This window comes from Cupriavidus sp. 01T418 (genome assembly GCF_056398885.1).
The window spans coordinates 58,012-79,400 of sequence record NZ_JBFTQG010000014.1; the positions used below are offsets into that span (position 1 = coordinate 58,012).

Annotated in this window: 17 protein-coding genes and 1 pseudogene; 11 read left to right on the forward strand and 7 right to left on the reverse strand. The window is 64.4% G+C overall.

Annotated features, from left to right (window positions below):
- The first annotated feature begins 295 nt into the window (after window positions 1-295).
- From fliF to alkB, 7 genes are all read left to right on the forward strand, one after another.
- A complete protein-coding gene (gene fliF / locus AC1DQ3_RS16455) occupies window positions 296-1,969 on the forward strand; it encodes a flagellar basal-body MS-ring/collar protein FliF (protein WP_477121230.1) in 1,674 nt (557 codons plus the stop codon).
- Window positions 1,959-2,951: a flagellar motor switch protein FliG gene (gene fliG, locus AC1DQ3_RS16460; RefSeq protein ID WP_477121231.1), complete on the forward strand. Its 993-nt coding sequence runs from the start codon at window positions 1,959-1,961 to the stop codon at window positions 2,949-2,951. Before fliF ends, fliG begins: the two co-directional genes overlap by 11 nt.
- Window positions 2,938-3,771: a flagellar assembly protein FliH gene (gene fliH, locus AC1DQ3_RS16465; protein ID WP_477121232.1), complete on the forward strand. Its 834-nt coding sequence runs from the start codon at window positions 2,938-2,940 to the stop codon at window positions 3,769-3,771. The genes fliG and fliH overlap by 14 nt, the downstream gene beginning before the upstream one ends.
- Window positions 3,764-5,227 (forward strand): flagellar protein export ATPase FliI, encoded by a 1,464-nt coding sequence (gene fliI / locus AC1DQ3_RS16470; protein ID WP_477121233.1) that lies wholly within the window; start codon window positions 3,764-3,766, stop codon window positions 5,225-5,227. Before fliH ends, fliI begins: the two co-directional genes overlap by 8 nt.
- Window positions 5,220-5,675 (forward strand): flagellar export protein FliJ, encoded by a 456-nt coding sequence (fliJ, locus tag AC1DQ3_RS16475; RefSeq protein WP_477121234.1) that lies wholly within the window; start codon window positions 5,220-5,222, stop codon window positions 5,673-5,675. The genes fliI and fliJ overlap by 8 nt, the downstream gene beginning before the upstream one ends.
- Window positions 5,676-5,700: 25 nt before the next feature.
- Complete coding sequence (locus AC1DQ3_RS16480; protein ID WP_477121235.1) at window positions 5,701-7,110, forward strand: flagellar hook-length control protein FliK; 1,410 nt, start codon at window positions 5,701-5,703, stop codon at window positions 7,108-7,110.
- A 134-nt stretch (window positions 7,111-7,244) separates the two neighbouring features.
- A complete protein-coding gene (gene alkB, locus AC1DQ3_RS16485) occupies window positions 7,245-7,898 on the forward strand; it encodes a DNA oxidative demethylase AlkB (RefSeq protein WP_477121236.1) in 654 nt (217 codons plus the stop codon).
- A gap of 30 nt (window positions 7,899-7,928) precedes the next feature.
- Here the strand turns inward: alkB and AC1DQ3_RS16490 are convergent, their stop codons facing one another.
- The 3 genes from AC1DQ3_RS16490 to AC1DQ3_RS16500 form a co-directional block, all read right to left on the reverse strand.
- Entirely contained in the window at window positions 7,929-9,212 is a 1,284-nt protein-coding gene (locus tag AC1DQ3_RS16490; RefSeq protein WP_477121237.1) for a DUF1444 domain-containing protein, read from the reverse strand.
- A 68-nt stretch (window positions 9,213-9,280) separates the two neighbouring features.
- Window positions 9,281-9,724: a thioesterase family protein gene (locus AC1DQ3_RS16495; RefSeq protein WP_477121238.1), complete on the reverse strand. Its 444-nt coding sequence runs from the start codon at window positions 9,722-9,724 to the stop codon at window positions 9,281-9,283.
- Window positions 9,725-10,034: 310 nt separating this feature from the next.
- Window positions 10,035-10,613, reverse strand: a complete 579-nt coding sequence (locus AC1DQ3_RS16500) for a DUF1294 domain-containing protein (protein ID WP_477121239.1) — start codon at window positions 10,611-10,613, stop codon at window positions 10,035-10,037.
- 735 nt (window positions 10,614-11,348) lie between these two features.
- Between AC1DQ3_RS16500 and AC1DQ3_RS16505 the strand changes: the two genes are divergently transcribed.
- Window positions 11,349-14,084 (forward strand): DUF2235 domain-containing protein, encoded by a 2,736-nt coding sequence (locus AC1DQ3_RS16505; RefSeq protein ID WP_477121240.1) that lies wholly within the window; start codon window positions 11,349-11,351, stop codon window positions 14,082-14,084.
- A 435-nt stretch (window positions 14,085-14,519) separates the two neighbouring features.
- On the opposite strand, the gene AC1DQ3_RS16510 is transcribed toward AC1DQ3_RS16505, so the two are convergent.
- Window positions 14,520-14,684, reverse strand: coding sequence for a hypothetical protein (locus tag AC1DQ3_RS16510; RefSeq protein WP_477121241.1), 165 nt, complete (start codon window positions 14,682-14,684; stop codon window positions 14,520-14,522).
- A 152-nt stretch (window positions 14,685-14,836) separates the two neighbouring features.
- On the opposite strand from AC1DQ3_RS16510, the pseudogene AC1DQ3_RS16515 reads away from it, so the two are divergent.
- The 3 genes and pseudogenes from AC1DQ3_RS16515 to AC1DQ3_RS16525 all read left to right on the forward strand — a co-directional run.
- Window positions 14,837-15,663 (forward strand): annotated as a pseudogene (locus tag AC1DQ3_RS16515) (IS4 family transposase); the annotation flags it as partial.
- A gap of 794 nt (window positions 15,664-16,457) precedes the next feature.
- The gene (locus AC1DQ3_RS16520; RefSeq protein ID WP_477121242.1) at window positions 16,458-16,910 is read left to right on the forward strand and encodes a hypothetical protein; all 453 of its coding nucleotides are present in this window, start codon (window positions 16,458-16,460) and stop codon (window positions 16,908-16,910) included.
- 198 nt (window positions 16,911-17,108) lie between these two features.
- On the forward strand, window positions 17,109-17,678 hold the full coding sequence (locus AC1DQ3_RS16525; RefSeq protein ID WP_477121243.1) for a ComEC/Rec2 family competence protein: 570 nt from the start codon (window positions 17,109-17,111) through the stop codon (window positions 17,676-17,678).
- A gap of 185 nt (window positions 17,679-17,863) precedes the next feature.
- Here AC1DQ3_RS16525 and AC1DQ3_RS16530 read toward each other — a convergent pair whose 3' ends face one another.
- From AC1DQ3_RS16530 to AC1DQ3_RS16540, 3 genes are read right to left on the reverse strand one after another with little or no spacing between them, the layout of a single operon-like run.
- Window positions 17,864-19,462 (reverse strand): class I adenylate-forming enzyme family protein, encoded by a 1,599-nt coding sequence (locus tag AC1DQ3_RS16530; protein WP_477121244.1) that lies wholly within the window; start codon window positions 19,460-19,462, stop codon window positions 17,864-17,866.
- Complete coding sequence (locus AC1DQ3_RS16535; RefSeq protein WP_477121245.1) at window positions 19,459-19,746, reverse strand: hypothetical protein; 288 nt, start codon at window positions 19,744-19,746, stop codon at window positions 19,459-19,461. Before AC1DQ3_RS16535 ends, AC1DQ3_RS16530 begins: the two co-directional genes overlap by 4 nt.
- A gap of 43 nt (window positions 19,747-19,789) precedes the next feature.
- Window positions 19,790-21,373: a class I adenylate-forming enzyme family protein gene (locus AC1DQ3_RS16540; RefSeq protein WP_477121246.1), complete on the reverse strand. Its 1,584-nt coding sequence runs from the start codon at window positions 21,371-21,373 to the stop codon at window positions 19,790-19,792.
- Window positions 21,374-21,389: the final 16 nt, after the last annotated feature.

The following is a 21,389-nucleotide window of genomic DNA, read 5'->3' on the forward strand; positions in this document are numbered from 1 at the left end:
GGGAATTCGGGTGGAAAACGAGGCTTATTCACCGGATTGTCCGCAGCCACCTTGGAAGATCATCGATACCGTGCCGAATCTGGGATGCCGCTGCCTTTGCGCGCCCCGGTCCGGGACCCGAATCCCATCAACTCTCGCGGGGAGTACGCGTGTTTTGTCAGCAGCGTGATCTTAGCCATGCCGAAGCCAGGGTTAGCCAGGCCAGCCGGGGTGGACAGGGCAGCCAGAACGGCGCCCGCCATACAGCCCAGCCGATCCTGGCCCATGCCGGACCGGCCATGACGGGGGCGCGCGCATGAACGCCGTGGCAGCCCTGTCGAACAAATCCGAGTTGTTCGCGCGCCTGAAGACCAATCCGCGCCTGCCCCTGATGCTGGGCGGCGCAGCCCTTGCCGCGGCCATCGTGGTGGGGGTGCTGTGGTCGCGTGCGCCGGACTACAAGGTGCTCTACAGCAACCTGTCCGAGCGGGACGGCGGCGCCGTCATCGCCTCCCTGCAGCAAATGAACGTGCCGTACACGTTCGCCGAAGGCGGCGGTGCGGTGATGGTGCCCGCCGAGAAAGTCCACGAGACCCGGCTGCGCCTGGCTTCGCAGGGCCTGCCCAAGAGCGGCACCACCGGCATGGAGCTGATGGATACGCAGAAGTTCGGCATCAGCCAGTTTGCCGAACAGGTCAACTACCAGCGCGGCCTGGAAGGCGAGCTGGCCCGCTCGATCGAATCGATCGGCGCAGTGCAGTCGGCACGCGTGCACCTGGCCATTCCCAAGCCCACGCTGTTCGTGCGCGAACGCCAGAAGCCGACCGCTTCGGTGGTGCTGCAGCTCTATCCGGGCCGCGCCATCGACGACGGCCAGGTGGCCGCGATCGGCTACCTGGTCTCGTCCAGCGTGCCGGAACTCACGCCCAAGTCGATCTCCATCGTCGACCAGCACGGCAACCTGCTGTCGGGCAGCGGCGCCAACGAGCGCATGCTCGATGCCGGCCAGCTCAAGTACGTGCAGGCGCTGGAGCGCAACTACACCCAGCGCGTGGAGGCCATCCTGGCGCCGATCGTCGGCCAGGACAATGTGAAGGCGCAAGTCACCGCCGATGTGGATTTCGCCATCGTCGAGCACACCGACGAGTCCTTCAAGCCTAACCAGGACCCCACCCGCGCCGCCATTCGCAGCCAGCAGTCCAGCGAATCGAGCCAGCAAGGCGCGGCGCCGGTCGGCGGCGTACCGGGCGCGTTGTCGAACCAGCCGCCCCCGCCGCCCACGGCACCGATCACCACGGCCCAGCCACCGCGGCCGGGACAGCCGAACCAGCCCGGACAGGCCCCGTCCGGCGCCACCGCCACGGCCCAGACCGGCCCGAGCAGCAGCCGCCACGACGCCACCACCAACTACGAACTCGACCGCACCGTGCGCCATGTGCAGCAAGCGCCTGGCGGCGTGAAGCGCCTGTCGGTGGCCGTGGTGGTGAACTACCGCCAGAAGGCCGGCGCCAACGGCAAGATGGTGTCCGAGGCCCTGCCCGCCGCGCAACTTGCCCAGATCGAGAGCCTGACCAAGGAAGCGATGGGCTTCTCGGCCGACCGGGGCGACTCGCTCAACGTGGTCAACAGCCCGTTCACCGCCGAGGAAGCCAAGCCGGAACTGCCGCTGTGGCAGCAGCCCGAGATGATCGCGCTGGCCAAGACCGCCGCGGAGTACCTGCTGCTGGCCCTGCTGGCGCTGTTCGTGTGGTTCAAGGTGGCGCGCCCGGTGCTGCGCAAGTACACCGCGCCGGTACTGCCGCCGCCTGCGGATAAATCGGACAGCAACGAAGCCATATTGCTGCCGACTGAAGAGCAGGCCAATCCGGAAGTCCAGCGGCTCGCCGCCAAATATGAAAGCGATCTCGCCCTGGTGCGTGACGCCGCGCAACGCGACCCGCGCCTGGTTGCCAGTGTGATCAAGAACTGGATATCAAGCGATGAACGATGAAGGATTGCTGAAGAGCGCCATCCTGATGATGTCGCTCGGTGAAGATGCCGCAGCCGAAGTATTCAAGCACCTTGCGCCCCGCGAAGTGCAGAGCCTGGGTACGGCCATGGCCACGCTCAACTCGGTGACGCGCGAGCAGATGTCCGAGGTACTGGCCGAATTCCGCGCGGAGACCGAGCAGTACCTCGCGCTCAACGTCGATTCGAGCGCCTTCATCCGCAGCGTGCTGAACAAGGCGCTGGGCGAGGAGCGCGCGCTGTCGGTGATCGAGGACATCCTCGAATCGCGCGACCCGGGCGCCGGCATCGATTCACTGAACTGGATGGATTCCACCTCGGTGGCCGAGCTGATCCGCGACGAACACCCGCAGATCATCGCCACCATCCTGATCCACCTGGACCGGCAGAAGTCCTCCGAGGTTCTCGCCATGTTCACCGACCGCCTGCGCAACGACGTGATCCTGCGGATCGCCACCTTCGGCGGCGTGCAGCCTGGCGCCCTGCAGGAACTGACCGACGTGCTGACCAAGCTGCTGGCGGGCCAGAGCCTCAAGCGCAGCCGCATGGGCGGCATCCGCACGGCGGCCGAGATCATCAACATGATGAGCACGGCCCACGAAGAGGCGGTGATCGAAGGCGTGCGCCTGCACGACGGCGACCTCGCGCAGAAGATCATCGACGAGATGTTCCTGTTCGAGAACCTGCTCGAAGTGGACGACCGCGGCATCCAGCGGGTGCTCAAGGAAGTGGCCACCGAGTCGCTCATCGTTGCGCTCAAGGGCGCGCCGGCTGAGCTGCGCGACAAGTTCATCCGCAATATGTCGACCCGCGCCGGCGAAATGCTGCGCGAAGACCTCGAAGCGCTGGGCCCGGTACGGGTCTCGCAGGTCGAGGCCGAGCAGAAGAACATCCTCCAGGTGGTAAGACGCCTGGCCGAAGCCGGCGAAGTTGTCATCGGTGGTGGCGAAGATGCCTACGTCTGAACGTGCCCTGCGCCAGTTCCGCGACCTTGCCGCGGACAGCAACCTTGCCGAATCGCGCGGCGGTGCCGGCGCCCTCCGCGGCGCGGGCACCCGCGCCACGCCGCGGGAGACCGGCTTCGAGAGCTTTGCTGCGCCGGCGGACCGCAGCGCGCCAAAGAACGGCTGGCAGCGCTGGCAGATGGTGTCGCTGGATCCGCGCAAGGCCGAACCCGACCCGGCCGAGTTCCTGCCCTTCGAGCCCGCCCCGCCGCCGATCGACTTTGCCGCGCTCGACGCCATGCGCGAAGGGGCGCGCAAGGAAGGCTACGCCCAGGGCTATACCCAGGGCCAGACCCAGGGCTACGGCGACGGCCACCGCGAGGGTTATGCGCGTGGCCTGGAAGGCGCCCGCACCGAAGCCGCCCATCTGCAACAACTCGCCGCCACCTTCAGCCACGCGCTTGGACGCGTCGACGAGGAAGTGGGCCAGACCCTGATCGCACTGGCGCTCGATGTGGCACGCCAGCTCGTGCAGCAGGCCGTGCTGGCCGACCCCGCCATCCTGTTGCCCGCGGTACGCGAGCTGCTCGCGGCCGAGCCGGCGCTGTCGGGCTCGCCCTGCCTGCTGCTCAACCCGGACGACGTCGCGCTGGTGGAAACCCACCTGGCCGGCGAGTTGCAGGCCGCCGGCTGGAGCGTGCGCGCCGACCCCGCCGTGGCGCGCGGCGGCTGCGTGGCGAGTGCCGCCAGCGGCGAGCTCGATGCCACGCTGTCCACACGCTGGAGTCGCGTGGTCAAGGCGCTTGGGCGCGACGACCCGTGGGAGCCGCCCCATGCCTGATAGCGCGGCAAATACGGATTTCAGCGCTGCCGGCGCGCCTGGCCTGCATGGCCAGCACTGGCGCGACGCGCTGGCCGCGGCCTCGGCCGGCATTGCCGAGATCGACAGCAAGCGCAGCTGCGGCCGCCTCACCCGCGCCGCCGGCCTGGTGCTCGAAGCCGTGGGCCTGCGCCTGCCGGTGGGCAGCGATTGCCTGATCGAGCTGCCCGGCGGCCAGTCGCACGGCAAGACCTCCGGCCCGCGCCTGGCCGAGGCGGAAGTGGTTGGCTTCGGCGCCGACCGGCTCTATCTGATGCCGCAATCCGACGTGGTTGGCCTGGTGCCCGGCGCGCGCGTCTATCCGCTCGAACCCACGCCACGGCCCAGCGGCGACAACACCCCGCGCGAGCCCGGCTCGAAACGCCTGCCCGTGGGCGAAGGCCTGCTCGGGCGCGTGCTCGATGCCGCCGGACGGCCGCTGGATGGCCTTGGCCCCATCACCGCCGCCGCCGAGGTCACGCTGGGCGGCACGCAGATCAACCCGCTGTCGCGCGCGCCGATCGAGACCGTGCTCGACGTGGGCGTGCGTGCCATCAACGGCATGCTCACGGTCGGGCGCGGCCAGCGCATGGGCCTGTTCGCCGGCTCCGGCGTGGGCAAGAGCGTGTTGCTGGGCATGATGGCGCGCTACACCAGCGCCGAAGTGATCGTGGTCGGCCTGATCGGTGAGCGCGGCCGCGAAGTCAAGGACTTCATCGAGAATATCCTCGGGCCGGAAGGGCGCGCGCGCTCGGTGGTGGTGGCCGCGCCGGCCGACACCTCGCCGCTGCTGCGCATGCAGGGCGCGTCTTATGCCACGCGCCTGGCCGAGTACTTCCGCGACCAGGGCCGCCATGTGCTGCTGATCATGGACTCGCTCACGCGCTATGCCATGGCCCAGCGCGAGATCGCGCTGGCCATCGGTGAGCCGCCCGCCACCAAGGGCTATCCGCCCTCGGTGTTCGCCAAGCTGCCCACGCTGGTGGAACGCACCGGCAACGGCGCCGAAGGCGGCGGCTCGATCACCGCTTTCTACACGGTGCTGACCGAAGGCGACGACCAGCAGGACCCGATCGCGGATTCCGCGCGCGCCATTCTCGACGGCCACATCGTGCTGTCGCGCAGCCTGGCGGAGTCCGGCCACTACCCTGCCATCGATGTGGAAGCCTCGATCAGCCGGGCCATGACGGCGCTGATCGAGCCGCCGCAGTTTGCCTCGGTGCGGCGCTTCAAGCAGTTGATGTCGCGTTACCAGCGCAACCGCGACCTGATCAGCGTGGGCGCCTATGTGCCGGGCAACGATCCGGAACTGGATCTTGCCATCCACCTGCATCCGCAGATGGAAGCTTTCCTGCAGCAGGATATCCACGAGCGCGCCGGCTACGACGCCTCGATCAGCCAGTTGCATAGTCTCTTCCAACGGAGTGAACATGGCTAAGCCATCTGCGTTAAATACCTTGGCCGACCTGGCCCAGAACGATGCGGATGCCGCCGCGCGCGAGCTGGGCCGGCTGCAGGGCCTGCGCAACCAGGCGGAGCAGCAACTGGCAGCGCTCACCCAGTACCGGCAGGAGTACCGCGAGCGCATGCAGGCCATCGCGCAGGACGGCATGACCTCCACGCGCTGGCAGGACTTCGCGCAGTTCCTGGCCTCGCTCGATACCGCCATCCGCCAGCAGACCGAATCGCTGGCCCGGGCCGAGGCGCAGTTGCTGGCCGGCCGCGCCAACTGGCAGCAGCAAAAGCGCCGCCAGAACTCCTTCGACACCCTGATCACCCGCGCCGAGACGCGCGAACAGCTAGCCAGCACGCGTCGCGAGCAACGCGACACCGATGAATACGCCGCCCGCGCCGCCCGCCTGCAGGTCGCGAGCCGCCACCGCTAAGCCGCCCAGCGAGACAAAATCCACAATGATCGATATCAGCCAGATTGCCAGCACTGCCGCCAGCACGGCGGCCTCCTCGCGCAGCGCCAGCAACGCCAGCAACGCCAGCAACGCCAGCAGCAACGATACGCAGTCGCAGGGGTTCGGCGATGCGCTGGCGCGCGCAGGCGGCAAGGATCGCGCCGCCAGCAGCAGCAGCCCCGCGCAAGCCACGCAAGGCAGCACGGTAGCGGCCAAGCCGTCGCGCCGCCAGGACAAGGGCGGCGACCAGGGCCAGGAAGCGGCAGCGGACCTCACCGCCCAGTCCGCAGCCGCCGCGCTGGCCGCCCTGCTGGCGCCGCAACCGGCCCAGACTGCCACGCCGGCAGCCAACGATGCGCAGCCGGCGGCGGCCGGACTGCCCGGCGCGGCGGCGGTGCCGGGCGCCCAGGCCAGCCTGAAAGACCTGAAGGACCTGACGGACCCTGCCCAGGCCTCCACGGCAGCCGCCACGCCGGCAAGCCCGGCGGCAGCCGATACGCTGGCCACGATCGCTTCGCAACGCGCAGTGCTGCAAGCCGTGCCGCAAGCCGTGCCGCAAAGCGCGGCGGTCACCCAGGCCGCAACCGGGGACAAGGCCGTGGCCACCCCGGCCGGCGAAGCATCCAAGGCCAGCCCGGACCTGGCTGCCAGCCTGACGGCCGCCATGGCGGGCCAGCAAGCCGGCAAGGGACAGTCCGGCGCCGGGCAGCAGGACGCCGCGGCCGGCCAGCAGTACAAGGCCCCGCTGCAGATTGGCGAAGCCGGCAAGGGCAACCAGCCCCAGGCTCCCGCCACTGCCGCGCCGGCCAACCCGATGCAACTGGCGGCAGCCATGCGCGCCGCTGAACCGGCCAGCACGGAAGCCGCACCAGCCGGCGCGGCCGCCATGCCGCTGATGGCCGCAAGCACCATGGCCGCGAGCCAGGCGCCGACCGCCGGCGGCCTGTCGCCAGCCACCTCGCTGCCGATCGCTCCGCCGGTAGGCGATGGCCAATGGCCGCAAGCGCTCGGCCAGCAGATGGTGCGCCTGTCGACCCAAGGCAACCACACCGCCGAGCTGCAGCTCAACCCGCCCGATCTCGGCCCGCTCAAGGTCGTGCTCAACGTCGTCAACGACCAGGCCCAGGCCCAGTTCGTCTCACCCCACGCAGCCGTGCGTGCCGCGGTCGAGGCGGCGCTGCCGCAGCTGCGCACCGCGCTGGCCGACAACGGCATCCAGCTGGGCCAGACCTCAGTCGGCGCCGACAGCTTTGCCGGCCAGGCGGGCAATGGCCAGCAGCAACAACGCCAGCCGGGCAGCCCGCAGAACGGCTTCGGCACGCTGGCCGGCACCACCGCCGCCCCGGTCAATGCAGGCCCCACGGCACCGGTGGCACGTACCCTCGCGCGTGGCGAGGTCGACACCTTCGCCTGAACGCGCGGGCGCGATGGGGGCGTCGGCGCACATGCCGGCGTGCCCGAAGCAGCCACTTGCGTTCGCGCTTACCATGTCGTTTTAGCCCGGGGCCGCAGCCGCCAAGGCTGGTGCGCCCGGCCCGCCAGAACGCCATGACCTTCGACCTGTTTGACTCCCTGCCGCAAGCCGCACCCCACGCCGAGCCGATCGTGCCCGGCGCGGTGGTATTGCGCGGTTTCGCGCGCGAGCATGACCAAACCCTGCTGGATACCGTGCGTGGTATTGCGGCGCAAGCGCCATGGCGCCACCTCATCACGCCGGGCGGGCTGCGCATGTCGGTGGCCATGACCAACTGCGGCCCGTTTGGCTGGGTCTCGGATGTCACCGGCTACCGCTATGAACCGGCCGACCCGCTCAGTGGCCAGCCATGGCCAGCCATGCCGCCGGCCTTCTTGTCGCTGGCGCGCGATGCGGCCGCCGCTGCCGGCTTCGCCGGTTTCGTGCCGGACGCCTGCCTGCTCAACCGTTACGCGCCCGGCACCCGCCTCTCCCTGCACCAGGACCGCGACGAACTCGACCTGCGCGCGCCCATCGTCTCGGTTTCGCTCGGCCTGCCCGCCATATTCCTGTTCGGCGGCCTGCGGCGTGCCGAGCGCCCGCTACGCGTGCGGCTTGCGCATGGCGACGTGGTGGTATGGGGCGGCCCCGCACGCCTGGCGTTCCATGGCATCGCGCCGCTTGCCGACGGCGACCATGCGCTGGTGGGGCGCGAGCGGATCAATCTGACCTTTCGCAAGACACGCTAGCCTGGCCGGGCAGCGCAGCGCTGGCGGGCGTCAGCCGATCTCATCGAGCAGCGCCAGGCGGCTTTCGTCCGGAAAGCGCCGTACACGATACCTGGCGGGATAGTGCGCTTCTTCCTCGATCAGGTCGCCTAGCAGCGCCTGCGCTTGCTGCCATCCCACCACCCGCGTCTTCCCAGGGGCATCCTCGGCATCGGGTCTCACCAGTTCGATGCGATCCGCGCGCGGCAGCGAGGTATCCACGCCACGGGTCCAGGTGGTGATCGAAAACGAGGCAACGGGATCGCCCTGCTGGCCGTAGAGCAGGTAGCTGGCCAGGAACACATCGGCGCCGTCCCGCGCGTTCAGGCGGTCGAGGGCGGCTTTCTGCGCGTCGTATTCCTCCTTGCGGTACAGCCGCTCCAGGTGGGCAAGATGCCGCGCCGCCTGGGCGCCGGCCGGCACGAAATGCGACACCTCCGCGCCCGACGGCAAGGCATGCGCCGCGCTCCCGGGCGCGTAGCGGAACATGGCAGGCGAGATCGTGCGGCCCTGCCGTGAAGCCTGCAGGCTCAGCTCCACCATGTGCAGCTGCCCCGCATCGTCCTGGTCGCCCGTCACCAGCAGCACCTCGCGGGTGGGCATCATGAACACCGGGCGGCCGCGCACCGGCACCCGCTGCAGCACATCCGGCAGCAGCGCGCGACTGGCCTCGTAGCCGTCGTTCCAGGCCCCGCGGTACACACCCTGGGCTACCTGCGCGAAGGCCTCGGCGGTGTGGTCGCGCAAGTTGTCGCCGGCGATCCTCAGCGCCTGGTCCAGGGTCAGTTGCCAGGAAGCTGCGGGACCACTCAACAAGGTCGACGTGGTTTCCGGATAGTCCACCGCCAGCAGGATCACGCAATCCTCGCCGAAGGGCAGGTAGGCGGTCTCGAATGCGCGGCCATCGCCTTGCGTGCGCATATGGTGCAAGCGGATTTCGTCGATCAGCGAGCGGCTGCGGATCAGCGGGCGGAGCATGGGGCCGGCCGCGGACAGCAGGGCCGGCGTGGCCTGCCCGCTGGAGCACAAGGTGGCCACGAAGCTGTGCAGCGCCTTGTCGCGCTGCGCGCCGCGTGCCTCGCAATACGCCCGGTAGGCATTGTGGAGGTTGAAAAAGGCATTGCGCCCGTGCTCGAGCCGGAACTCGTCCGCATTGAATACGAGGTGGCCCTCGAAACCCTGCCGCTTGGCCGCGGCGATGAACTGCGCCGCGAAACGGTCCGGCGACGGCTTGCGCAGGAAGAGCGAATCGAAGAAACCCATGGCGGAAAGCGTGGCGCGGATGGCATTGCTCACACCTTACCCCATGTCGCGCCTGTGCCGCTCAACCGATCAAGCAATCAGGCGATCAGGCGATCTGCCGATCAGTCGACCCAGTTGACCTTGGAGAACTTGCCGGAGAAGGCTTCCGGCATCGGCACCACCTTCTTGAACTCGTAGTTGAAAAAGACAAAGCCGGACTTGGCCATCGCCACCAGCGCCAGATCCTGCGGGCGCGTGATGCGGAACGTGATGTCGCCACCGTACCGGTTGAAATCCATCACCCCGACCTCGAACAACAGCTGGTCGCGGGCGTGGGCCTCGGTACGGTAGGTGGTGGCAAGGTCGCTGACGATGATGCCGACGCCGTCGCCCTGGGTTTCCTGGATGCCGAACTCGAACAGGAAGCGGGCGCGTGCCTCGGAAATCATCGAGATCATCGAGTCGTTGCCGAGGTGGTTGGCCGAGTTGATGTCGGTCACGCGCACCGTGAGGTGCGTGGAGTAGCAATACTGGTCTTCGGGAAATTCGAGTCTGAGGCGAGCCATGATGCAAGGAAAGCGGGGTGGGAATCTGGGTTGCTCCCCCCACAAGCTGGACAAAGGCACGGCCCGAAGCCGATCGCCTGCTGGCAGGATGAATAATCCCGTGTATCTGGGAAATAAACATCTTGAATTCGGGATTATAGGTCCGTGTATCCGGAAATCTGCATGGAAATCTGCAAGCCGGGATCTGGGAGTCGCTTGCAGGGTGACGGCATCGGCGGACCAACTGGTGCCTGAAGAGCGACCTCCAATTTCCGGGTCAGCCGGTAGCAGTCACCCTATCCGCGCTGTCGCTCCCCCCCCTCTTCGTACATCAATTGGCAATGGCCGTCTTCCACAGCACCAGCGCGCCGATGTTCAAGGCCACGGTGCCCCAGAAGACAACCTGGAACGCCTGCTTCCGGTTCTTGTGCCGAAAGAGGTGTTGGGCGGCGAGCGCGCCTGGCCATCCGCCGCAGAGTGCAATCAGATGCAAATTGGCCTCAGGAATGCGCCACGCGTTTCGGTTTGCCCGCGCCTTGTCGTCAGCGTACGCGAGGAATGCGATGACGCTGGCGAGAACACCGACGATGCCGGCCTGTTGAGGGAGGTAACCACGAAGCGCACCAACGACTATGGTTGCCAAGGCCGCCAGACCGACGAGCGCCGGCAACCAGCTTGCCCCGCCGCCGCCGGACTTCGGTGCGCCCGCTATCGTGACGTTGAGCGCCTGCATCCGGCCATCCTTTCCTCTGGCGAGCTCGAAGCTCACGCGGTCACCCGGCTTCGGTTGAACTGAGCGAGTCTGCAATGCGCTGACATGGAAGAACACGTCCTTGAGGTCCGCGTGAATGTCGATGAAGCCATAGCCCTTATCCGCATGCCAGGATTTGATTCGCCCCGCTTTATTCATGGTCTTTGGGTTGGTATTGCCGGAGGCGCCAAGTGTAAGCGGAGGGGGCGGCTCCGTGACACGTGCGGCGGTGCTAGGCCTAACGACCCGACAAGGTCGCTTATCGGCCATGAAGGGCCCCTCGAACGATGCGTCATCGAGACATTCGCATGGCCGCACCACTCAACAAGCGGTCATTTAATCTCCGAGAGACAGGGTCGCGAAGGTCATGCAGCAGACGAAAGAGCAATGCCTTGGGAGCCCCCTTAGGAGAGGAGTGTCTTCGAGCTCTCGGCCACGCCGCTCCCCCAAATACTCGGACCAGGTGCGGCCAACCTAGATGGCGGCCGGATCCAAGACTGTCACCGTTACAGATTGCATGGGTTCAGAGTTCCGTTGCAGCCAATCCCGCAGGGGTATGAAGCCGTGGACCTCAGGGATGTGGTTATTAGTGAGGTCGAAGCAGCCCTTGACCAAATATCGCTCGGGGTCGCAGTAGATGTCCAAGCTTTTGTACAGCGAAACCAAGCGTCGGGAGCCGCGGATACCCGTCCCTCACCCTCGGCAAGGTTGACCGGAAAGGGTGATGACGCCGTTTCCAAAGTCCGGCGCCCCCTAATAACGGGATGTCAAATCCAGTTTCGCTCACTATACTCAGACGAGTTTGGACCCGTGAGTTGGCCGTCGTGGTTCACTGGTCTTTTGCGGGGGCTGTCAGGGGGCTGTCAGGGGGCTGGCAGATTCGGGAGGCGAACCATGAAAAATATTGTTCTCTTCTCTGATGGCACCGGCAACAGTTCAGCGAAGGCACAAAAGACGAATGTCTGGCGCCTGTTCCAGGCACTCGATCAGACGACGCCAGCGCAGATCGCGAGATATGATGACGGCGTCGGCACTTCGTCCAACAAGTATCTTGCTGCGATCGGGGGCGCCTTTGGCTGGGGCCTGAAGCGCAACGTCCTCAACCTCTACAAATTCGTTTGCCTGAACTACGATGCCGATGACCGTATCTATGGTTTCGGCTTCAGCCGAGGCGCTTTCACGATTCGTGTATTGCTGGATCTCATCGCGACCGAAGGATTAGTCATCGCACACTCGGACGAGGAACTGACGAGAAATGCGGCAGCCGCCTATCGCCACTATCGGGCGGCAAGATTCCCCTCGCGCAGCCCCTTCGTCTTCGTGATGCGATGGCTACGAGACGGCCTGATTTGGGCGAAAGATCGTATAAAGGGATATCACAGCTATAACAAAATCAAAGAACTGACGACGTCGGCAGGTCGAGCAAACATCCCAATTCGGTTTATCGGGCTATGGGATACAGTCGACGCCTATGGCATGCCGATCGCTGGCTTGAAGCGCGGTATCGATCTGGTGCTTTGGCCTATGCTGTTTGGTGACACGACCCTTTCGCCGCGTGTCCAGCAGGCCTGCCATGCCCTCTCGCTCGATGACGAGCGCACGACCTTCCATCCTGTCCTTTGGGATGAGGTCGCGGAAGCCGACTTGATTGCCAGGGGCCAGGTTCCAGCGGGTCGTCTCGCACAGGTCTGGTTCGCCGGCGTGCATTCCAATGTCGGTGGCGGGTATCCTGAGGACCAGCTCTCGCTCGTCTCCCTGGAATGGATGATGGCAGAGGCGATTGCAGCGGGTCTTAGCCTGGACGAGCTGGCCGTGGCGCAAGTCTGTGCCGCGAAGTCGCCCTACGCCCGCATTTACGATTCCCGAGCGGGCTTCGGTTGTTATTACCATTATGGACCCCGCCAGATCTGGGTCGCAAAGGACAAAGACGATTATCGCATCCTGCCCATCATTCACGGTAGTGTCGTGATGCGAATGGCGTACGGATCCGACCACTACTCACCCATTTCTCTGCCAAACGAATTCTGGGTGCTTGCCCCCGATGGCACGTTGCTCCCAATGGAGGGCGCCCCCCTGTCGCTAAAGTTGGACGAGACGAAGCGGGTGGCTTTGATCGCACGCCCCACCCTCAATACAGACGATGCCGCAATCACCAGAGAAAAGGCTCAGTTGACAGAAGCCATCAGGCAGCTTGAGAGTCCAGACCGGGAGTTCATCTGTTTTGTATGGGACACGGTTTTCTGGCGCAATTGCCTTTACGTCGTCACCGTCGTGGCGACTTTGCTCCTGATCGCTTATCCGTGGCTTGGCGATTTACTGTCCAGCTCAGTGCGCTGGATCGTCGAACGAATTCCATTTATCGGTTCTGGCCTTGCGAGCACTATCCATGACTGGAGCAGTCAGATCGACAACGGCTCGCGCGGGCCCATTAGCAATCTCACGGATGCACTGAGCGGACTGATACCCCGCTACGCAGAGGGCTGGACGGAGGGCCTTAAAGAGCATTCCCTGGAAATGGGCCTGATCATGCTCACCATCGTAGGCTGCATATTGGGTAGCAATATCCTCAAGGGCCGCATTCACGATCGCTCGCGTCTCGCCTGGCACCGTAGTTTTCGGAAACCTTACGCCGAATGGTACAAGCAAAGCCAGAAAGGCTGGCGTAATGGTGTCGCCGTGGCGCTCATCGTCACGGTCGCCTACATGGTTTGGTCGCGGATCCACAGTCCATCCGAAACAATGCTTTTTGCCGAACTCGCAATACTAACGGGAGTGCTAACCGCGCTGCTCGGGATACGCATGGTTGGTCGGCGACCAACGTCGCAATCGGGGACCGCGACGGACCCCATCGAGGGCACGTTCGCGATGGCGGTCGCCAGATGGCTACGGGAAAATGCGTACTTGCGTAGCATCAGCAGACTGGCCTTTAAGCGGGTCGTACCGATCACATTCGCGCTGTTACTCGTCGTTGCGGGTTGGCTCATTGTGAATCAAGCCCTGTACGAAGCGTTCAACGCAGCCGGCCTTTTTTGCAAAGGAAGCGTGATGGGGGACGCACGAAAGACGGAGAGAATTGGCTTGAGTGACAGGACTTTCCAGACCGACTCGATGTGCTGGGCTTCCGGGTTGGTACTTGTAACCGGCCGACACTATCGCATCACGATCACGACGCGGCAGCCATGGTTCGATCGGACGATGCGCGCGGATGTCGGAGGTTTTCCGGCAAACAATTTCGCCCTGTTCACCGCGACGCCACTAAAACGCGCCTGGACAGCGAACTGGTTCAACCCGATTGCCCGGATCGACGAAATCGGCAATGACGAATATGTCCTCGGGCCAGAAGACGGTTTCGAACCGCATACTTATCCGGCTTGTCAACTCCCTGACCCCGCGCACGGCCGCGGTATTCGAGGCAAGATCACCGGCCCCGCCGCCGAACGGGCACTGTCATGCGCCCCAACGCCGGACAGCCGGAAGGTGCTGACCACCGAGATCAAGGCGCGTACGACGGGTGAACTGTTCTTGTATGTCAATGACGCGGTGATCATGTGGCCGGGAAGTGCCGATCTTTTCGTCAGCAACAATACCGGATCCGCCACGGTGAGCGTCGAGCGCGAATTCGCCAAGTGAGCCGAGGGCGACGCTCAGTGATGCCTCTCCCTTCGTCCAGGCAGCCTACCAACCAGACGGCCGCAGCGGCGCTGTCCCAAAACAATAGGCCGACTTGCCTCAGCAGTCCGGTTTCTGCCGATACGCACCCGCCGGTCAATCGAGCTTGACGCCGGAGGCGGTGACGAAACGCTGGGCGGTCTGACGGGCGCGCTCGATGTCCTTGGCAAACTTCGGTCCAATTTCCTACCAGGTCCACCCCAACGGCTTCGGCGAAGTGCTTGAGGTCAGGGTCTTCAGGGCAGCAGCGACTTCCTTTTGCAGCGTCGCGATCACCGGGGCTGGCGTGCCCGTCGGCGCAAAGAGCCCGACCCAGCCGCTAGGCTGGAGCGCCGGGTCCTATTCCACCTCCTGCACAGTCGGCACCTCGGGGTATTCGGCGAGGCGCTTCTCGCCTTAGATGGCGATCGGCTGGACGTTGTCGGCTTTCACATGCGCCCGGAGGAGGTTTGCGGTGGAGAACGCTAGCGGCATCTCGAGTCCGCGCACATACGACAAGTAGGCGCCAAACAGGTGCAGGGCGATGCCTGAGCCAAACGCGCGCGTCGTTGCGCGCGACATGCGGCCACGAAGATAAGGCGAGCGATGGATGCAGACGTTGGCAGCAGTGGATTTGATGGGCGTTCGCTCGGCGTTGCCATCGCCAGACGAAGGGACAGTAGCAGACCTACCACATCGCGAAAAAGCGCGCTATTGTGCATCCAACCACTGACGAGCTCGCCGCGCTACTGCCGCAGACACGGCTCGTCTATGTGACGGATCGGGAGGGGGGATATCGCCGCGTTGATAGCTCGTACACAGGCACTGGGCCACCCGGCCGACTGGCTGATCCGCTGTCAGCACAACCGCAACCTTGCCGTGGCCGGCAAGTTGTGGGATAGCGTTGACGCCAGCGCGGTACTGGGAGAAACCACCTTCATTTTACCGAGGCACGCGGGCTGCAAGGCACGCCAGGTCAGACAAGAGTTGCGCGCATAACGGGTAAAGCTGCCGGGGCGCAGCGGTCTGGCGCTTACCTGTGTGGTGGCCCGTCAGGTCGACGCGCCCGCCGGCATCAAGCCGGTGGTATGGCGGCTGCTGCCCAACCGCGAGGCTGCGGACGCGGACGCGGTGGTTGAACTCATCGACTGGTACCGGGCCAGTTGGGAGGTTGAGATGTTCTTCCATGTCCTGAAGACCGGGTGCAAGGGCGAAGCGCTGCAGCTATCGCAGATGGATCGGTTGGAGCGGGCCTTGGTGCTGTACATGGTGGTGGCATGGCGCATTGCCCGCTTGATGCGGCTGGGCAGAACCTGCCCCAAGCTGGATGCCTCACTGTTCTTTGAGGCCGACGCGGTTCGGGGCGCCTACCTGCTCGCCAAGAAGGCTCGTCCAAAGACACCGGTCACGCTCAACAAGATGATTCGTCTGGTGGCGTCCCTGGGGCGGGTTCCTTGGGCGCAAAAGCGATGGCGAGCCCGGCGCCAAGACGATCTGGATCGGCATGCAGCGAACCATGGATGCCGCATTCACGATTCAGGCGCTGCGGGGGGATTCATGACTTCTGTATAACGAGGTGGTCCTACGTCCCGATTACCGGAGTGGCACACATGCTGACGGTCGTCCCTTTGTGAACCGCCTCAGGCACGCGATTCAAAGCCTCAACCAACTCGTCACAATTCTGTCTCATCCCGAGTCCGATCACTGGCGGCTACTGGACTGGGTTAATGCCCTGCTAATCAAGACGAGCGCAGTCTAATTTTCCCGCAGGACACCCGGCGTTGGCATTCAGCGCGCCAGCGGTCAAAGGCAAAGTCGTCGGGCTTTCAGATAGCACGTTCACGCTGAACGCCAACAATTCCCCTCGAGGTCCTTCGCGCGAACCCCAGCCGTTCCGACCGAAATGGCGAATGCCTCGTGTCGATCGTCGATTGCGATGGTGCGTCAATGTGCATCCGGGATGCATACATAATCACCGGCAACGAGCCCGGCCTCCGCACACCAGGAGGCTCGCTTCGCTGTTACGAACAGGAACACGGTCGACGATATACTTGAACAGCCGCTCCTTCCTTGACCCTGGAAGGTTGCGGCGTAACGGACCTGCTTCGGTCAAGCCCCCAAGGGCGTGAAACAGCGTGACTCGCCGAGGGCTTGAAATAGCTGATGCAGGGTGGCGTGGACTGCTCGGTTCCCCCTCAGAGTAGCGTTGTGACGTGCCACCTCGCCCGACCCCAGCCCAGTTTCGTCACCCTCAGCCATTACTTTTTCGCTTTGGATACCTGCAGGGCGGCGGCCTATACTTGCTGCGGTTCGTGAGCGACTTCCTCCCGTCAATATCATCCCGGAGGCCGAGACATGTTTCAGCTCGAAGGTCCGTTTGATATCCTCTACGCCCAGATCGATAACCAGTGGGCCATTCAAGACTATGACCCCGGGCAAAACTGCATCCGCTTCATCGCGGTTTCGGACGTCAGCTTCAAGGGGCAGTTTTTTAACACGCCCCGCGGATGTCAAACGTACATCATCGACCAGGGTTGGGACGACTTCAACCATCACGCTCGCTCGCTCGGTAGCATTTATAACGGGCTGGCGACAATCCAAGGCACCAGCGAGGAGGATCCGGGCGGTGGGACAGACTGGATCAGCATTCGTTTCGTTCCATGTGCGACCCACACTGTCAGTTACGCGTACCCTGCCTTTGCAGACGCGGATCCGACGTATCTAACAATCCTGGACATTTATCCGGTGAGTGGCCCTCCCGTACTGCCGTTGAGCGTCGGTACGGTGGCCACTTTATCTGTCCCATAGGGCCAGACAGTTGATCTGACCGGCTTCCACGTAGGGCAAGGCATGTGCAGTTTACTCCACGGGGGTGGAGTCGGCTATTTACTGGATGCCGGGGCTGGAGTGCCCGTTCGACGCGGCGAATACCGGAGCGGCGTGCACGTTGGCGGACGACCCTTTGTAAACCAACTCAGGTCTACGATCCAAAACCTCAACACAGTGATGGCCATTCTCTCTCACCCGGATTCCGACCACTGGAGGCTACTGGACTGGGACAGCGGACTGCTAAGTGCGACGAGCGCGGTCTGTCTTCCAGCAGGGCAACCGGCGCTGGCATTCAGTGCGCCAGCCATTAAAGGCAAAGTGGTCGGCCTCTCCAATCATTCCTTCTCCCTGAACGCCAAAAATTCGCTAGAAGTCCTGCGCGCGAACCCCAGTCATTCCGACCGAAACGGTGAATGCCTGGTAGCGATCGTTGATTGCAATGGTACTTTCGGCCTTGCTGCCGGTGATTATGTGTATTCCAGGATGCTAACCGACGGCAATATGAACGTGGTGAATCTGGCCAACCGGCAATACGATGCCATCATTGTCCCCCATCACGGTGATGCAGCCAGCGCGAACAACGTGCCGAGCCCGGTTGTACCTCACACGTCAAAGGCATTTTTCTCTGCGGGGACACACGCTGGATATGGGCACCCAACAACTAACTCGATCAATGCCCATATAGCCTTCGATAGAACGAACAAAAACACCACGGACGATGTGCTGGAGCTCCCGCTCCTTCCTTGACCGTGCTCCCTTGTCTCGGACTCGATAGTCGCCCGCCAGGCCGCGCCGCCCGACGTGGCCGGGCGAATGACTGTTGTAGCTTAAAGGCTGTCGTCGACGAAGACGCCGGTCCGGTGGCTGTAGTGGGTCGGGAAGCGCCAGCCGAGGGCCGGCAGCTATGGGTGCCATGCCGACACCCACGCGGGCTAGGAAGGCAGCGAAGGGAGGTTCGCTCCGCTCTCGGCGCGCAATGCCGCCTTGTGGATCTTGCCAGCGGGCGTCAGCGGTAGCGTGTCCCGCAGTACCACCTGGCGCGGCACCTTGTAGTCGGCCAGGCGGGTCGCGCAATAGACGCGGATTTCCTCCTGCGTGACCTGGCAACCGGGTTTTGGCACGATGTAGTAGCGCCCGATCTCCCCCATCACTGGGTCGGGCACGCCAATGCCGGCAACCATCATGACGGCGGGGTGCCGCGCGATCACCCCTTCGATCTCGGCCGGATAGACGTTGAAGCCGCCCTGGATATACATGTCCTTCTTACGGCCCTTCAGGTAGATAAAGCCGCGCTCATCCACGTAGCCCAGGTCACCCGAGTGCAGCCATCCTTGCGCGTCAAAGCCATCGGCCCCGGCCGCGCCGCCCACATAGCCCGCGCAGACACCGGCCCCGCGAAACCAGAGCTCGCCAATCTCGCACGCGACCGCGTTCTCGCCGTCGCGCGTGACCACGCGCATCGCCGCGGTATCAAGGATACGGCCGATCGATTGCATCAGATCCGCCCGCTCGGCTTCCCAGGGTGTCATGACAATCGCCCCCGACGTTTCCGACATGCCGTATAAGTTCATGACCGAAGCCTGCGGCATGCGCGCCTGCAGTTGCTCGAGCAACACGGCATCCGCAGTGGCACCGCCCACGATCACCAGCCGGATCGAAGAGAAGTCCATCTCGGCTGCATCCGGGTGCATCAACAGCAGCGTGGCCATGGTTGGCACGCCCGAGAGAATCGTGGGCGGATGCTGGCGCATCATGGCGAGCATCAGGTCGGCCTTGAAAGCCGGCACGAGTTCGCAGGCGCCGCCGCTCAGCAAGAAGGTCAGCACCCCGCAGGTGATGCCTCCCACATGGTTGAAGGGCAGGGCCAATTGGATATGGTCGGCCTCGGTCATTCGCACATGGCGTGCCTGGGCCAATGCGGCCGCCAGCATGCTGTGATGCGACAGGCCGGCCCCCTTTGGCCGTCCGGTGGTGCCCGATGTGTAGATCACCATAGCCAGGTCCGCTGGCTCGACCTGAGCCTCGGCGCGAGCCAACGCGGCGCCATCCGGCGCGGTAGCAGCCAGTGCCGAAAGCCGCAATGCGCCTGTTTCGGGTGATGGCGGTGCGTCGATCAGCCCCACGTGCTGCATGCCGGGCATGCGCGGCGCCAGCCGCTCCAGTATGGCGAGGAAGTCGAAGCCCTCGCACTCCTGCACCGTGAAGACAGCCTTGACCGCGCTGTCATTCACCATGTGCTCGATCTCGTTGTCGCGATAGCGCACGCTCAGGCCCACCACCGCGATCCCGATGCGTGTCGCGGCGAAGAACAACTGCAGCCACTCGATCTGGTTCAAGGCGATCACGCCAATGCGATCGCCGCGCTTAAGCCCAAGCCCAAGCAGGCCGCAGGCAAGCCGTGCGGAAGCGGCCTCGGCCTCGGCGAAACTGTACGCCTGCTGCTCGCACAGATAGGCTGTACGCTGGCCCCATTGCTGGCTAGCCTGGCGCAGGGCGGCACCAATGGTGGCGGGAGACGGGTTGGTGGTCATGCGGTCCTCCTGGCGATGATAGATACGTAAAAGAATGGAGCCCGGCGCAGCCCCATCTCGGCCGCCGAGGCGAAGCACACTAGCTGCCGTTGCCCGCTGCTGCCGACGATCCAGCCGTCGAACACTGCTACCAGCGCTGCCTTGTAGGCATCGCTACCCCAGCAGCCCGCGCACACAGCCTGCAGATTTGCCTGCCGGCTGGTGCGGCGGATTTCCGTGCGCAGCGCCCTCAGTTCCACGAGCGCTGCGCTATCGGGATGGCCCAGATCCTTTCTGCCGATCATGATGCTCCTCGACTAAAAAATGCCCAGCCCGCCTGCGGGCCAGTCAGCACTCAGCTACGGCGAAACAGTCCGCATACTGCTTGCGCAGCATGTGCTTCTGGATCTTGCCAGTGGCGGTATGCGGCAGCGCGTCGATGAACTTGACCGCCTTCGGCACCTCGAACTTTCCGAGGCTGGTGCGGCAGTATTCGGTCAGCTCGGCCTCGCTGCAGTCCGCACCGGGCTTCAGCACCACGAAGGCGCAGATGGCCTCGCTCCAGTGAGGATGGGGCAAGCCAACCACCGCTACCGCCGCCACGGCGGGGTGCGCCAGAATGGCGGACTCGACCTTGATACTGGCCACGTTCTCGCCACCGGTCTTGATCATGTCCTTCTTGCGATCGAGGAAAAGCAACTGCCCGCCCTCGTCGATCATGCCAAGATCGCCCGTATGGTGCCAACCGAATTGCTGGACCGCTTCGGTCGCCGCGGGATCCTTGAAGTAGCCAAGCATGACGTTCGGGCCACGGTGCACGATCTCGCCGACCTCGCCGGGCTCGAGGACCCTGCCGTCGTCATTCATGATGGCGGTCTCGGAAACCACCGTGGAGACCCCCCAATAGTTCGCATCGCACGCGGGATGCTCTACCGGACGGAAGCTCATCGTGACCGGGTAAATCTCGGTCTGCCCCGTGACCAGCATGATGTTGGGGCTAATCACCGACGCGATTTTTTCCACCAGCGGACGCGGCATCGGCGCCATGGCGTAGATACAAAGGCGTAGCGACGAGAAATCCGCCGTCGCGGCTTTGGCGTCGGACAGGATTGCCGCATACATCATCGGCAGGCCCACCAGCACGGAGATTCGCTCCTTGATGACACTGTCGATGACGAGACCCGGCTGGAAACCCCGGCTCATCACGATGCAGGCGCCGGCAGCACAGGCCGCCGCAGCCACCACGTGCTGCCCACAGTGAAACAGCGGCAGGATTCCCGTCACCACGTCCTGTGCAGTAAAGGCAAAGGTCGAAAGGTTGCCGATCACCGCACTGTAGACCGAGGCATGCGTATGCACCACGCCCTTTGGATTGCCGGTCGTGCCGCTGGTGTACATGATCAGCGCGGGCTGGTCGCCGTCGATGTCCACCTCTGGCAGCACGATGGGGAAGCCGTTTGCCAGCGCTGCCAGCGTCGCGCCTGTCGGGTTCGGCTCGCTGCCCATGGTGACCACTATGGGCAGTCCCAGCTCTTGCAGCAACGCCGCCATCTGCGGCTGCCGGCATAGGACCTCATCGGCGATGATGCATGAGACCTCGGCATGGCGCAGGATGTAGGCGATCTGCGCAGGGTCGAGCTGGATATTGACCGGTACCCAGACATTGGCCGATTTATGGATGCCGTTGATGACAACCACCATGTCGGCCGAGTTGGCGCACAGGGTGGCGACCTGGACCCCGCTGCCATGCGCCTCGATCAGGTAGTGGGCGAACCGCGAGCTGAGCGCATCCATCTCGGCATAGCTCAGGCGTTGCTCGCCATCGACCACGGCGGGGCGGTCTCCGAACTTGGCGGCCGTGCGATACAGCAGATCGCCCAGCGCCACGCGTCGGATGCGGCGGCTCACTGCCGATGCTTGCGGTACTTGCATGCTTGTCTCCTTTTGA

Bases quoted from the DNA above. Each gene is read 5' to 3' on its own strand.
- AC1DQ3_RS16495 (WP_477121238.1), bottom strand. From the start codon at position 9,724: ATGGCTCGCCTCAGACTCGAATTTCCCGAAGACCAGTATTGCTACTCC.
- AC1DQ3_RS16530 (WP_477121244.1), bottom strand. From the start codon at position 19,462: ATGACCACCAACCCGTCTCCCGCCACCATTGGTGCCGCCCTGCGCCAG.
- AC1DQ3_RS16525 (WP_477121243.1), top strand. From the start codon at position 17,109: ATGGCCATTCTCTCTCACCCGGATTCCGACCACTGGAGGCTACTGGAC.
- fliG (WP_477121231.1), top strand. From the start codon at position 1,959: ATGAACGATGAAGGATTGCTGAAGAGCGCCATCCTGATGATGTCGCTC.
- fliI (WP_477121233.1), top strand. From the start codon at position 3,764: ATGCCTGATAGCGCGGCAAATACGGATTTCAGCGCTGCCGGCGCGCCT.
- AC1DQ3_RS16540 (WP_477121246.1), bottom strand. From the start codon at position 21,373: ATGCAAGTACCGCAAGCATCGGCAGTGAGCCGCCGCATCCGACGCGTG.
- AC1DQ3_RS16500 (WP_477121239.1), bottom strand. From the start codon at position 10,613: ATGAATAAAGCGGGGCGAATCAAATCCTGGCATGCGGATAAGGGCTAT.
- alkB (WP_477121236.1), top strand. From the start codon at position 7,245: ATGACCTTCGACCTGTTTGACTCCCTGCCGCAAGCCGCACCCCACGCC.
- AC1DQ3_RS16510 (WP_477121241.1), bottom strand. From the start codon at position 14,684: ATGTCGCGCGCAACGACGCGCGCGTTTGGCTCAGGCATCGCCCTGCAC.
- fliF (WP_477121230.1), top strand. From the start codon at position 296: ATGAACGCCGTGGCAGCCCTGTCGAACAAATCCGAGTTGTTCGCGCGC.
- fliH (WP_477121232.1), top strand. From the start codon at position 2,938: ATGCCTACGTCTGAACGTGCCCTGCGCCAGTTCCGCGACCTTGCCGCG.
- AC1DQ3_RS16480 (WP_477121235.1), top strand. From the start codon at position 5,701: ATGATCGATATCAGCCAGATTGCCAGCACTGCCGCCAGCACGGCGGCC.
- AC1DQ3_RS16520 (WP_477121242.1), top strand. From the start codon at position 16,458: ATGTTTCAGCTCGAAGGTCCGTTTGATATCCTCTACGCCCAGATCGAT.
- AC1DQ3_RS16505 (WP_477121240.1), top strand. From the start codon at position 11,349: ATGAAAAATATTGTTCTCTTCTCTGATGGCACCGGCAACAGTTCAGCG.
- fliJ (WP_477121234.1), top strand. From the start codon at position 5,220: ATGGCTAAGCCATCTGCGTTAAATACCTTGGCCGACCTGGCCCAGAAC.
- AC1DQ3_RS16535 (WP_477121245.1), bottom strand. From the start codon at position 19,746: ATGATCGGCAGAAAGGATCTGGGCCATCCCGATAGCGCAGCGCTCGTG.